General features: G+C 43.6%; 11 protein-coding genes, 1 tRNA gene and 1 pseudogene. 4 read left to right on the forward strand and 9 right to left on the reverse strand.

The genetic code is table 11. The features are described from left to right. Window positions 1-162 precede the first annotated feature (162 nt). A complete protein-coding gene (gene bioU / locus RRG12_RS36165) occupies window positions 163-1,185 on the reverse strand; it encodes a (S)-8-amino-7-oxononanoate synthase BioU (RefSeq protein ID WP_420762548.1) in 1,023 nt (340 codons plus the stop codon). Window positions 1,186-1,649: 464 nt separating this feature from the next. Then, on the reverse strand, window positions 1,650-2,273 hold the full coding sequence (locus RRG12_RS36170) for a class I SAM-dependent methyltransferase (protein ID WP_420762549.1): 624 nt from the start codon (window positions 2,271-2,273) through the stop codon (window positions 1,650-1,652). A 93-nt stretch (window positions 2,274-2,366) separates the two neighbouring features. Here RRG12_RS36170 and hemH point away from each other — a divergent pair, with 93 nt between their 5' ends. Continuing rightward, window positions 2,367-3,533, forward strand: a complete 1,167-nt coding sequence (gene hemH / locus RRG12_RS36175) for a ferrochelatase (RefSeq protein ID WP_069069180.1) — start codon at window positions 2,367-2,369, stop codon at window positions 3,531-3,533. A 211-nt stretch (window positions 3,534-3,744) separates the two neighbouring features. Here hemH and RRG12_RS36180 read toward each other — a convergent pair whose 3' ends face one another. The 6 genes from RRG12_RS36180 to RRG12_RS36205 form a co-directional block, all read right to left on the reverse strand. Beyond that, window positions 3,745-4,296, reverse strand: coding sequence for a DUF4126 domain-containing protein (locus tag RRG12_RS36180; protein ID WP_420762550.1), 552 nt, complete (start codon window positions 4,294-4,296; stop codon window positions 3,745-3,747). Window positions 4,297-4,621: 325 nt separating this feature from the next. Next, on the reverse strand, window positions 4,622-5,917 hold the full coding sequence (purB, locus tag RRG12_RS36185; protein WP_069069178.1) for an adenylosuccinate lyase: 1,296 nt from the start codon (window positions 5,915-5,917) through the stop codon (window positions 4,622-4,624). A gap of 40 nt (window positions 5,918-5,957) precedes the next feature. Then, complete coding sequence (locus tag RRG12_RS36190; protein ID WP_069069177.1) at window positions 5,958-6,515, reverse strand: DUF421 domain-containing protein; 558 nt, start codon at window positions 6,513-6,515, stop codon at window positions 5,958-5,960. Window positions 6,516-6,606: 91 nt separating this feature from the next. After that, window positions 6,607-7,623, reverse strand: coding sequence for a YihY/virulence factor BrkB family protein (locus tag RRG12_RS36195; RefSeq protein WP_420762551.1), 1,017 nt, complete (start codon window positions 7,621-7,623; stop codon window positions 6,607-6,609). Window positions 7,624-7,972: 349 nt separating this feature from the next. Further along, window positions 7,973-9,502: a YifB family Mg chelatase-like AAA ATPase gene (locus tag RRG12_RS36200; RefSeq protein WP_420762552.1), complete on the reverse strand. Its 1,530-nt coding sequence runs from the start codon at window positions 9,500-9,502 to the stop codon at window positions 7,973-7,975. Between the two features lie 164 nt (window positions 9,503-9,666). After that, window positions 9,667-10,896, reverse strand: a complete 1,230-nt coding sequence (locus RRG12_RS36205; RefSeq protein WP_420762553.1) for a tetratricopeptide repeat protein — start codon at window positions 10,894-10,896, stop codon at window positions 9,667-9,669. Between the two features lie 214 nt (window positions 10,897-11,110). Between RRG12_RS36205 and RRG12_RS36210 the strand changes: the two genes are divergently transcribed. The 3 genes from RRG12_RS36210 to RRG12_RS36220 all read left to right on the forward strand — a co-directional run bounded on the left by RRG12_RS36210 (window position 11,111) and on the right by RRG12_RS36220 (window position 12,561). Continuing rightward, window positions 11,111-11,701, forward strand: a complete 591-nt coding sequence (locus tag RRG12_RS36210; RefSeq protein WP_181928984.1) for a chromophore lyase CpcT/CpeT — start codon at window positions 11,111-11,113, stop codon at window positions 11,699-11,701. 207 nt (window positions 11,702-11,908) lie between these two features. Further along, window positions 11,909-11,979 (forward strand) — tRNA-Cys (locus tag RRG12_RS36215). Window positions 11,980-12,294: 315 nt separating this feature from the next. Further along, window positions 12,295-12,561: a hypothetical protein gene (locus RRG12_RS36220; RefSeq protein WP_420762554.1), complete on the forward strand. Its 267-nt coding sequence runs from the start codon at window positions 12,295-12,297 to the stop codon at window positions 12,559-12,561. 61 nt (window positions 12,562-12,622) lie between these two features. Here RRG12_RS36220 and RRG12_RS36225 read toward each other — a convergent pair. After that, a pseudogene (locus RRG12_RS36225) lies at window positions 12,623-12,910 on the reverse strand (hypothetical protein); the annotation flags it as partial.

Below are 12,910 nucleotides of genomic sequence, written 5' to 3' on the forward strand. Positions count from 1 at the left end.
TGAAATACCATTATAGGGATTGGGGATTGGGGATTGGGGATTAGGGATTGGGGATTAGGGATTGGGGATTAGGGATTAAATAAAGAGCTACCTTAACAGTACCCAGTACCCAGTCCCCAGTCCCCAGTCCCCAGTCCCCAGTCCCCATTCCCCATTCCCTATTTACTTAACAAATTGCGGCATAATTTCGGCGGCGGTAAATATTCCATAGATGCCGCGTTGATGCAATTGTCTACCAGCTTTGAGATAGCCAAAGGCAGGGCCGCAGACATTGGCTGCCATGCTGGTTTCATCTCCCAGAGTAAAAGTATGGGTAGAAATCTTCCCTTCAAAGGTACGTCCTGTTACCTTCACATTGGTGCTGAGGGGCTTTTTGGGATTGCGGGTATCGACTACACCACCAACTGTAACGCGATCGCGCCCCACGATCCCTGCCACTTCTAACATCACATCATCAGCATGTTCCATATTTTTCAATGTCAGCACGCCATTAGTTTTATCTAGTAGTGCTTCTACTTCCGCGTCAGTCATCGCCCTAGCAGTTTCCACTGTGTAACCAGGCATGTGGCCGATGTCCTCTCGAACAGTGGCGCGGTAAGCTTCCCAGTTAGCAATTCCCACCCCAAAGGTAATTTCAACTTGATGAATTTCGGCGTAGCTTTGGGCGGCTAAAGCTGCTGCTGCTGTTAGTAGTCCAGGTGTAGCACCACATCCTGTCATGTAAGTAATCCCAGCGGCTTGCAGTTCCTCTTTCATCGCGAGGAGTTGTTCTACAGCAGTGGTGCGTTTAATCGCATCTACTAATACCCCACGCCAACCAGATTTGATAAACTGCTTGGCTACAGTGGGAATAAAGTCATTTGGCAGGTTGGGTAAAGCCAAAAAATACCCATCTACAGGTTGAGCTATTTCGATTAAATCCTGAATACTTTGATTTGTTAATGTCCCAACTGGCTCTAAATAACCCACCGAACCTTCGGATTGATAGGTTGCAATGGATGCCTCAGTATTTAAACCGTCAGCAGCATAAGCGTAGCCTTTTTGATCTGCTGCTGCGACTAAAATCATTTCCCGTTTGCCAGCAACTACCTTGGCGGCTGCTTGTCCGAGTCCGCCGAAACCCAGTACTCCCACGCGTATCGCTGGTGAAATATTTAGAGAATTTTTGATTTGTTCAGAATTCATAGTCAATTCGTTAAGTTGAATCAAAAGCCTTTGGCATTCTGCATCTCAGCTTCCGGCTGTTAACTGGTGGCTGATGGCTGATAGCTCAAAGCTATAGAAATTAATTATGATTCATTATCCTGGGTTCTTTGGCTTGATATTGCAGATATTTATCTGTTTCCTGCCGCGACCAGACAGGTCTTGGCCCCAACTGAGGTAAAATCGGCGTTGCATATTTGCAGGATGATTTTGCTAGTTTTGTGGGATGAGCATCTTGCCACTGGTGTCAACTTAACGCGAAACCACACGTCCGCCAGGGATTGTAAATTAGTCAGGGATTTACATCCCTGGTGGGTGAACAACACCCAATCAGTACGCTATTTTTGGCAAAAGTAGACACCAGTGGCTTTTCGGCCCACCCTACAAGAATCATCCCTTGATTCAGCAACGCCGTAAAACCTCCTGCCTCCTGCTTCCTTCAACTTTCACTTCTTCGCCTGTATTACTTGTAAACTACCACCTGTATATAAAGTTGGCTCACCCACTTCAAAGCCAGTTTTAGTTAACAACTCAGCTAAATCAGTTTTGAGCAATTCCCAAGCTGTTTCCGTCTCAAATAACAACAAAAACACTGATATCCCAGGCCAAAATATCGGATTTGTCGGAGCATGAAAATCCACTAGCGTAAACACCCCTCCTGGCTTTAGCACCCGATAAACTTCATTAATAATTTTTCGTAATTGCTGAGGCTGCATCTCGTGTAATGCAACACTGGTATGCACCACATCAAACAGATTATCTGCAAATGGCATCTCCTCGGCAAAAGCTTCTATATATGAAGCTGAGGGTACATTTTGCCGCGCCCGTTGTAAAGACTTGGGTGAGGCGTCTAACCCTGTTACATTTTGTGAAATTTTTACCAAAAATTCCGTCGTTTGACCACTGCCGCAACACAAATCTAATATCTGAGTATCTGAGTGAATTGTTAAGCCTTGCAAAGCAAGTTGCCGAAAACGAGCTTCACCACCTACACTTAAGGCTGCTAAACGAGAGATACCATCATATAACCACTGATAGCGGTAACTCCAATCTCTTAAAATTGTTGCCATTGCATATTTCCTTGCTATTAAGCTTTATATTTAATAAAGATATATTGTTAACATTAGTAAAAAACCTGAAAAGATTGGGGGAAAGTAACTGCTATGGGTCGTGTAGGCGTCTTATTACTCAATCTCGGTGGCCCCGATAAGCTAGAGGATGTCGGGCCGTTTTTATACAACCTATTTTCCGATCCGGAAATTATTCGCCTACCATTTCGCTGGTTGCAAAAACCCCTAGCCTGGTTTATTGCCACGCGGCGAACCCGAACATCTCAAGAAAATTATAAGCAAATCGGTGGTGGTTCACCATTGCGGCGGATCACAGAAGCCCAAGGTGAAGCTTTAAAAGAACAGTTAGGTTTTTTGGGGCAAGAAGTTGATATTTATGTGGGAATGCGTTATTGGCATCCCTATACAGAAGAGGCGATCGCACAGATCAGCCAAGATAAGGTAGAACACCTGGTAATCTTACCACTATATCCCCAGTTTTCTATCAGTACCAGTGGTTCCAGCTTCCGGCTTTTAGAAAAGCTTTGGCAAGAAGACCCAAAACTTCAACCAATTGATTACACAGTCATTCCTTCTTGGTACAAACAACCAGGCTACCTGCAAGCAATGGCGCAACTCATAGCCCAGGAACTTGAGCAATTCCCTAACCCGGATGAGGTTCATATATTCTTCAGCGCTCACGGCGTTCCGAAAAGCTACGTTGAGGAAGCAGGCGACCCCTACCAGGCGGAAATTGAAGAATGTACTGCGTTGATTATGCAGACTCTCAATCGGCCCAATGCCCACACCTTAGCTTACCAAAGCCGTGTTGGGCCAGTAGAATGGCTCCAACCCTATACTGAAGATGCCCTCAAAGAACTAGGCGCAGAAGGCGTGAAAGATTTGGTTGTCGTGCCAATTAGTTTTGTCTCAGAGCATATCGAGACACTACAAGAAATTGATATTGAGTATCGGGAAGTAGCCGAAGAATCAGGAATTCACAACTTCCGTCGCGTACCGGCTCCTAATACCCATCCAGTATTTATTAATGCACTAGCCGAATTAGTGATTGATGCGCTGAGAAACCCCAGTTTCAAGCTTTCCCAAGCTGCCCAAATGAAAAAGATGGTAAAGATGTACCCTCAAGAGCGTTGGGAGTGGGGTCTGACGACTAGCGCTGAAGTATGGAATGGTCGGATTGCGATGCTCGGTTTTATTGCCTTAATCGTAGAACTGATTACCGGTCATGGCTTTTTGCACATGATTGGGCTTTTGCAATAAAGGGCATTGGGTATTGGGCATTGGGCATTGGGCATTGGGCATTGGGCATTGGGCATTGGAAAAATCTTCCTTTGTCCTTCCGTTTGCATAGCGTCTCCGTTATAAAAAGTTTTGTACCCCGTTGGGGATGACATAGCCATCAAAGGAAGCCTGATTTTTAGACTTCTATGCTTGCCCCATGCCCCATGCCCCATGCCCCATGCCCCATTCCCTACGCCCTACGCCTTGTACCCTTGTTATACCAGCCATACCACTGTTTAGCACTACGAACTGCAAACCAGAGCAGTATTAAAGCAATTAATCCTCCTTGCCAAGGAGCATCAAAGGCAAAAAGTACTAGAGCAATGCACAAGGTATCTTGAAGAAATACTGCCCACAACGGTAAGCCACGTAACCGATAGAACCAACCAACTTGGACTAACTGGAGTACCAAAGCTAGCAAACCCCCAATTATGGCAATCAGCCAGTTTGGCGTTGCTGTTGCGGTAGCTACTCCTAACCCCATAATTGCGCCCACGAGGGGAGACATAAATAACTGAATCAGTTGGAGCAATCTTTGCCCCCATAGTTTTTTTGAGACTAATAATTCAATTAATGACCAACTGGTGAGGCAGCCTAATAATATTGGTGGAGAAATGTGGGATAAAATTGGAACTTGCGACCATAAGTTACTACCCTGCAACAGTCCAATAATCAGCAAAGGTATGCCTATTCTCATTCCTGCTGCGGCAGATGCAGAAAGTGTGGCTAGGATTTCAATCATCAAAGCACTGGTAACACTAATAAATAAGTAAGTATTTGTTGTGTATACTACCCACTATGAGCAATAATTCCAGCATTAAACAAATTGCAATACTAAATTTTGTTGGTATCTTTATATAGGAATCTGCTTTGATTTTTGAACTTACTTGCGTGGGTAGGCAATAGGCAATAGGAAATAGGCAATAGGCAAGAAGGCTTTTTGAGTTGTAAGGTGTTTTTTCAAAAATCAAATAAGAGTCATATATATCTTTTTTGTAATATCTGCGTATTTTTTGGGTAACAAGTTAGTAGTAAGCGCTTAAGCGCTCACTACAAGCAAATTAATCCTAAATACCTAATCGTTGGTAAACTTCTTCTAAATGCTGGAGATGTTGCTGGGGGTCGAAACAGACCTCTAGTTCTTCTGGAGACAACTTTTGAGTAACACGCGGGTCTTTGCTAATCAAGTCTTGGAAATTGCCTTCTGCTTTGTTCCAAGCAGCGTGAGCGCTTTCTTGAACGATCGCATAAGCATCTTCTCGCTTGCTTCCCTTATCTATCAGAGCCAGTAGCACTTTTTGGCTAAACACAACCCCGCCATAACAGTTGAGATTCCGTTCCATGTTCTCAGGATAGACCAACAGGTTTTTCACCAAGTCGGTTATTTCTGACAACATAAAGTGAGTCAAAGTGCAAGCATCTGGCAAAATTACTCGTTCTACAGAACTGTGGGAAATATCCCGCTCATGCCAGAGGGCAACGTTTTCTAAAGCTGCACCGGCATGACTTCTGACGAGTCGTGCCATTCCCGTCAGGCGTTCCGAACGGATGGGGTTGCGCTTGTGTGGCATTGCTGAGGAACCTTTCTGACCTTTGGCGAAAAATTCTTCAACTTCCAGAACGTCTGTTTTTTGCAGATTGCGAATTTCTACAGCAAAGCGTTCGATGGATGCGGCTACCAAAGCTAATTGTTGCACGTAGTCGGCGTGGCGATCGCGGGAAATAACTTGGGTTGAGGCTGTATCGGGTTTGAGTCCGAGTTTTTCGCAAGCGATCGCTTCTACACGGGGTTCAACATTTGCATAAGTTCCCACTGCACCGGAAATCTTACCCACTGCGATCGTTTGGCGGAGTATTCTCAGGCGTTCTTGGTGTCGCAACACTTCTGCTAACCAACCAGCTAGCTTGAAACCAAAAGTAATCGGTTCAGCGTGAATACCATGCGATCGGCCAGCCATCACTGTATGACGATGTTCCCGTGCTTTTTGGCGAATTACCTGAATCAAATCTTCCAGACGTTGCAATAATAGATCCAGGCTGGCAACCAATTGCAATGCTAAAGCCGTATCCAAAACATCCGAACTAGTTAAACCCAGGTGAATATAGCGTCCGGCATCACCAACATATTCATTGACATTTGTCAAGAAAGCGATGACATCATGGCGGACTACAGCCTCAATTTCCAGTACCCGCTTCGGGTCAAAATCTGCCTTGGCTTTAATTTCCTCAACTGCCTCAGATGGAATGTAACCAAGTTCAGCTTGAGCCTCACAAACAGCAATTTCGACTTCCAGCCAAGTTTTTAGTTTATAGGCTTCACTCCACAGATTAGCCATTTCGGGCAAAGTATAACGCTCAATCACAGTTCGGCACAGAATACAACCGTCATATTCTACAGTCTAATTAATGTAGATCACTTTTTAATGCTACTTTTTGCTGAGGGACGGAACTAGTTTTTGCATCTGACATGATGATACTAATCCTGCCATCAGCCTCCATATATGCAAACTTCACATCGGTTATAAATTCTACACCTTGCTGACGTAACTTGCTCATCAATTCATCATCTGTAATTAACTCTCGTTGCAAATGACGCTCAATCATCCGACCATTTTTTACCAATAGCAGCGGTGGCTGATTCATAAAACGTTGGAATCGAGGAAGTTTGTAGCCTAACCAGTTCAGCAAGTAACTCCAAAAAATCACAGTTCCTACCAGGATAGCACCCTCAGTAATCGATGTATAATTACTTGCCATAGCATTTTGAGCAGCTTCAGCAAATAGCACAACTACGAGTAAATCAGTGATTCCTAGTGTTCCGAGTTGTCGGCTAGGAAGTACACGTAGCACCGAGAACAGCGCTAAATAGACCAACGAACCACGGATAATCAACTCAAAGACGCTGATACTAGGAACAAAAATTGCCTGCCAATCGATGAAAAACCATTTTTCTGTTACCACTGATTTTCTCCCTGGTTCAATAGAATACTGGAAAAAATCCAGTATAAGGTTATTTGCGTAAAACAGGCTTTAAGTCAGGGTTTGAAACTGATTAAAATCGCGGATTTTTTCTTCTCTGTTGTAAGCGTTTGGGCTTTCTAAAAGACTGGAAGAAACGATTCATCAAGCGAGAAAATGGCTTTTTATTAGTTGATGATTGTCCCTTCGGAGCCGTGCCATTATATTCCGTGTTATCAGATATAGGGATGGCGTGTTTAGTTGGAGTTATGCCGCTGCCATATCTTCTGGAATAAACTTGGGTAAATTCAGCACCGAAGAAAAGAATCTGTGCGGCATAGTTAACCCAAGCTAAGATTACTACCAGTGAACCAGCTGCACCATAAGCTGAACCGAAACTGCCATTACCTAAATACTGTCCTAATAAAAATCTCCCAATGGAGAATAAAAAGGAGGTGAGCATAGCTCCAATTAAAACATCACTCCAAGCAATTTTGACATCTGGTAGGACTTTAAAAATGAGTCCGAACAGGAATGTAGTGATGGCGAAAGAGAGGATGAAATTGAGAATCTGCCAGATAAAATCAAGACCTGGGAGCAAGTTGCTAAAGTATGTTACTAATGCTGCTAAGGCCGTACTAATTACCAGAGAAACTAAAAGTAAAAAGCCAATACCAATCACCATTGCAAAGGACAAAAAGCGTAGGCGAATAATGTTAGTTACGCCGCGTCCAGGCTTCGGTTTCACTTCCCAAATCGTGTTGAGGGAATCTTGCAACTCAGTAAATAAACCAGTAGCACCTAAGAGCAAAACTACAACACTAATAATGGAAGCGATCGCTCCTGTTTGTGGTTTGTTAGCATTGTTAATAGCTGTTTGGATAAATTCTGCGCCATCTTGGCCGACTAAACCTTGAATCTGTCCGACGATTTGACCCCTTGCCGCCTCTTCTCCAAATACTGCCCCTGCGATCGCAATTACAATAATTAGTAATGGTGCAATAGAAAAAATTGTGTAGTAAGCCAACGCCGCCGCTAACCGTGAGGCTTTATCCTCACTCCATTCTTTAAATGTCTCTTGGAAAAGCTCCCAAATTGCTTGCAAATTCATCCAATCAGTCTCCTTCTAGGGATGTTGCTTAGTCCCTGATATATTGGATACTGATTGACTAGGTGGTGACATCCTCCCAAGGGAGTTTATGCAGCATTCTGGAGGAGGAATTTAGAATTTTATAGTGCAATACAGTTCAGATAAGACCAAAACACTTGTAGAGACGGCGATTTATCGCGTCTTGAAAATCCACAATTTTACACTATTAGCCCTTAACCCAAGCGTATTGGTTTCTAATACCAATTAAATTAATGATTGCAACACATCCTTGGGTAAAGACGCGATGAATCGCGTCTCTACAAATGGTCTATTTGTGGCATTCTTTTTTCAAATTGGTATAACCAATCTTTCATTGCATTCTGTCGATTGTGCGATACTGAATCGCTTCCGCCACATGATTGGTTTTTAGCTCATCTTCTGCTGCTAAATCTGCAATAGTCCGTGCTACTTTGAGAATGCGATCGCTAGCTCTTGCCGATAAACCTAATTTTCTAATTGCTACTTCTAATAAATTCCGACTAGCATCATCTAGTTTGCACCATTTCTGGAGATGACGACTTTGCATGTGGGCATTGCAACGCAGATTTGCTTCTCCTTGAAAACGGGTAATGGCGCGATCGCTTGCTTGTTGAACCCGTTCGCGGACTGATATTGATGTTTCTCCCGTCGGTTGTTGGGTAATTTCTTCTGGTTTCAAGCGATTCACTGCAACTTGTAAATCAATTCGATCCATCAATGGCCCAGAAAGTTTGGCCCAATATTGCTCGCGTTGGCGAGGAGAACAAGTACATTGTTGGATGGTATCGCCATAGTAACCGCATGGACAAGGATTAGTACTCGCCACCAAAGTAAATTGTGCAGGAAACATTACCGATAATTTGGTGCGGGAAATTGTGACGTAGCCATCTTCTAAAGGTTGACGCAGAAATTCTAAAACATCTCGTTTAAATTCTGTCAACTCGTCTAAAAAAAGTACACCTCTGTGAGATAATGAAATCTCTCCAGGACGAGGAAAGCTACCACCACCTACGAGAGAAGGCCCAGATGCCGAGTGGTGGGGACTGCGAAAAGGGCGATCGCGTACCAATGAACCACGATTTTTCAGTAAACCAGCCACCGAATGAATGCGAGTCACTTCCAAAGATTCGGCAAAGCTCAAAGGCGGTAAAATTCCTGGTAAGCGCCTTGCTAACATCGTCTTACCACTACCAGGTGGGCCGACAAAAATTAGATTATGCCCACCAGCCGCAGCAATTTCTAAAGCACGACGCGCGTGAGCCTGTCCTTTCACATCATGCAAATCTGCGCCAGGGTAAGATTCTTTTGTGATCTCCGTTGTACTATCCATCTGTACAGGTTTGTAACGCCCCGGATTATTTAAAAAATCCACCACCTCAGACAAATGTTTGCAACCGAAAACAGCCAAGCCTTCGACTACTGCCGCTTCTTGGGCATTATCAACAGGGAGAACTAAACCGGCAATTCCCATCTTTTGGGCTGCTGCTGCGATCGGTAATACACCAGCCACAGCGCGTAAGCTGCCATCCAAAGAGACTTCGCCCAAAAATAGATAATCCCCCAATAAATCAGCACTAACTTGTTCAGAAGCCGCCAAAATTCCCACACTAATCGGCAAATCGAAACAGGGGCCTTCTTTGCGTAAATCTGCCGGAGTTAAATTAATTACTATCTTTCGCATCGGAAAGGCAAAGCCAGCATTTTTCAAAGTTGCTTTAACTCTTTCTCTTGATTCTTGAATCGCTGAATCTGGCAGTCCCAAGACAACAATTCCCGGTAATCCTCCTGAAACATCGACTTCCACGCCTACTTTAACGGCATCGATGCCCACAATTGATGCACTCCAGACTCTAGCAAGCATTTCTTATATAAGAGTAAACCTTTCAAATCTCTAACAAATGAGTTGGTAGATTGGCATTAGTGAAACCACATAGACGATTTCTCCACTTACCGCTTGCAGCAAATGTAGGCTTCCCAATTCATTGGCAGTCTTGGTTTGGCAGTAGTGCCAAACTGTAGTATCAATTAAAAATTTGCTTTCGAGAGTTTTTCAATTTGTCCGGTAAAGTATGCTTCCTCATGTTTGAGTTGTTGCGCCAGTTCTAAGCCTTTTTGAAAAGCTGTTAGTGCTTGAGGAAACTCTTTGCGTTCTAGATACAATTGCCCAATTTGGTCATAAGCTTGCATCATTCCGTAAAAGTTGGCAGCTTGCGTCTGTGTCTGCACAAGAATTTGGCTAGCCTGCAAAGCCTCGTCTGTTTGCCCTTGAGAACGGTACAGCGCAATTAGCTTCTGCAAAGCTTCACCAGCACGAGCATACTCCTGTAATTGCCAAGCAGTGGTATAAGCTTCTTGATAATTGTTAAAAGCTTCTAGCAGTAAGTTAGGATCTTTCTTGGCTAGAAGTTCGTAATTTGAGGCGATCGCTAGTTTTAATTCTGGTATTTCAGTAAGCTTATTCTCATTGATGTAAATTTCTACTAGTCTATTAAGTACATTCAATGACTGCTGTGGTTGTTGGCTCTGCTCGTAGATGTAAGCTAGTCGTTGTAGATATGTTACCTCGTTTACACGTTCACCTTGGGCAGTAGCTAAACTCAATAATTCTTCGTAGATTGGCGCAGCTTTGGGATAATCAAACCAACTCAAATGTAGTTCTCCAATTATTTTGAGGGTTTCTACGACGGCTGTTGTATCTTGTTGCTGTCGTATTACTAGCAAAACTTGGTCGTAAGCTTCCAGAGCTAGTTTAGGCGATCGCACATTTTGATAAGCTTGACCTAGCGATCGCCACAATTCTAAATCAATTGGAGCAGTTGTTTTCTGAGATTGGGCCTGCTTTTGAATCGCTTGCAATCGTTGAGTAATATATTGTACTTCTTGTCCGTCATTTTGATTCCAAGCGATCGCCCCAACTCGTGATAATGCTTGCACCTCTGTTAATAAACCAAAAAATCGCCGCAAGCGCAATTCTCGATTCCAAATTTCAAATGCCCCTACCTTATCCCCTGCTTGCAGTTTCGCCGCAGCTTCTTGATTTAACGCATCTAACGCTGGTTCTAACTTTTGTCGTTCTTGGAGAGTTAACGGCTGTTTATCTTTAGGCGATCGTGGTAGCAGTGGATCAGGTGTGGTAATCTCAAGAGGACTGGGAGGAAATTTATCCGGTGGTTTGGGCTTCTGACTCTGTGCCAGCGTCAAGGAACTGCTAAAGAGTATAGTGGCAGTAACGATTACAATTAAGCGCCTGAGCATGGGTACTTTACTTTGCCTTGAGTTGGTTACATAAGGTAATTCTACGATTCATCTAAAGCATCCTGATTTTCTACAGTTAGAGCATCCATCTTATATCTAATTCAATAATTGCGTAGGCAAAGCCGACCAAAGGTATCGCAGCCGGGATTTTTGAGTCGAGAAAGTGTCAAAATAATTCTAGATAATTTTTAAGCAACTAGTTAATCGTTTTGTAATGACTCATTCCACTGATATCGCCACCCTAGCCCGCTGGATGGCAGCTGACTTTAGCAATCAAGAACAAGCCTTTGAAAATCCGCCTTTTTATGCCCATATCCGCGTCTGTATCCGTCCTCTTCCCTTGGAATTGTTCTCAGGGGTAAGTTTGTTTCTCGAACAAGCTTATGATTTTATGCTCAATCAACCCTACCGGATGCGGGTAATGAATTTGATACAGGCAGAAAACCACATTGCTATTGAACACTACACCGTTAAAGAAGAACAAAAATTTTACGGTGCATCTCGTGAACCCGAACGCCTCAAAGAGTTGTCTGTTGAGCAATTAGAAAAAATGTCAGGTTGCAACATGATTGTAGAGTGGACAGGTAAGAGCTTCAAAGGCAGAGTTGAACCTGGTAAAGGCTGCATAGTTGTACGTGACGGCAAAAATACTTATCTGGATAACGAATTTGAGATTGACGCTAAAGAATTTTTCAGCCTCGACCGGGGAAGAGATTTAGACACCGACGAACGTCTCTGGGGTTCTATCGCCGGCCCCTTTCACTTTGTCCGTTGGAGTAATTTTGCCGATGAAGTAAAAGTTTAAAACTCATAACTCTAATCTGCTAAGAGTTTTTTGTGCAGATAGTCAACCCGTCATTAGGATTTTCTAGCGATCGCCTAAAGACTACTAGAAACATCCAGTTAACCCACTATCTCTACCTCAGAATCCTATGCTATCATGGTTTAACTAGCGCCCAATGCCTACTAAAATATCTTAAAAAGATTAGAGTAGTTTCGGGAATCCCGCTGTGGCGGCATAGCCAAGTGGTAAGGCAGAGGTCTGCAAAACCTCCACCCCCGGTTCAAATCCGGGTGCCGCCTTAAGGCTTTCAGCCTTTTAGGACAATCAAAAACAAACAAACTGGGGTAAATGATATTCAAAGTGATATTCAAAGCCCCAGTTTACCCTTAAACATCCGATGGGTTAACCCTGTTTGCCTCTGTTTGGTATATCTGACTGACCAATACTACCCCCTAATGTCCTAGCGATCGCCTCAGATGCTTAGTCAGTAGGTGGTTTAATGTTATAGGCTATGAAATATAAGTAAACCTGATAGGAATAGTCTGAAAGTGCAGATTATCCTGATATTTCCCAGTTGACTAAATACCTGTAAGCATCCCATTTGGTATACAGGTATGAAAAAGAAGATACAGACAAAACAGATAGCGGTTCGGATGAAGGAATCAACTCTTCAGTGGTTAGAAAAGGAAAGCCTCAGAAGTGGTCAGAGTTCATCTGAGCTAGTCCGGGAAGGTATCGAGATGTTACAGAAGTCCAGAGATACCCAGGCAGTTCAAAGGCTAGTCCAAGAGTATTTATTATCCTTAGATCCCTCTGAGTTTCAAGATGGGCTTCAGTGCCTCATAGACATGATTAAGGAGCGCGTCGATGGCGAACAATAAGCCCTGTGTAGTCAAGGGGCTACCGGAGGATATCAGGCTTTCAAGGGTAGGTATTTAAAAATCAGGCAGTAGAGAGGGTGATTTGAGAGACATGGAGTTGTGGAGTCAAGGAAGGCCAAGGTTCAGGGAAAAAGCTACCTTGAGGTAGGGGAAGACGATTAAGAACGGCAGCCTTAATCACTAAAAATCCACGACGGAAACATGAGAGACAACGATGGAAGACACTATTTTTCAAATTGCGTCGTGCAACGTGGGTTTGTGGTAATTCGTCTAAACTACTAATAGGCAAATTGGCATCAATAGCACCTCCAACACTAACATGCCATACACAGTAGATGATAACCGGACT

It is taken from the genome of Nostoc sp. CALU 546 (assembly GCF_048836525.1).

Excerpts from the sequence above, each read along its gene's own strand:
- RRG12_RS36170 (WP_420762549.1), bottom strand. The coding sequence starts at position 2,273 with ATGGCAACAATTTTAAGAGATTGGAGTTACCGCTATCAGTGGTTATAT.
- RRG12_RS36180 (WP_420762550.1), bottom strand. The coding sequence starts at position 4,296 with ATGATTGAAATCCTAGCCACACTTTCTGCATCTGCCGCAGCAGGAATG.
- RRG12_RS36220 (WP_420762554.1), top strand. The coding sequence starts at position 12,295 with ATGAAAAAGAAGATACAGACAAAACAGATAGCGGTTCGGATGAAGGAA.
- RRG12_RS36205 (WP_420762553.1), bottom strand. The coding sequence starts at position 10,896 with ATGCTCAGGCGCTTAATTGTAATCGTTACTGCCACTATACTCTTTAGC.
- RRG12_RS36195 (WP_420762551.1), bottom strand. The coding sequence starts at position 7,623 with ATGAATTTGCAAGCAATTTGGGAGCTTTTCCAAGAGACATTTAAAGAA.
- RRG12_RS36200 (WP_420762552.1), bottom strand. The coding sequence starts at position 9,502 with ATGCTTGCTAGAGTCTGGAGTGCATCAATTGTGGGCATCGATGCCGTT.
- RRG12_RS36210 (WP_181928984.1), top strand. The coding sequence starts at position 11,111 with ATGACTCATTCCACTGATATCGCCACCCTAGCCCGCTGGATGGCAGCT.
- bioU (WP_420762548.1), bottom strand. The coding sequence starts at position 1,185 with ATGAATTCTGAACAAATCAAAAATTCTCTAAATATTTCACCAGCGATA.
- hemH (WP_069069180.1), top strand. The coding sequence starts at position 2,367 with ATGGGTCGTGTAGGCGTCTTATTACTCAATCTCGGTGGCCCCGATAAG.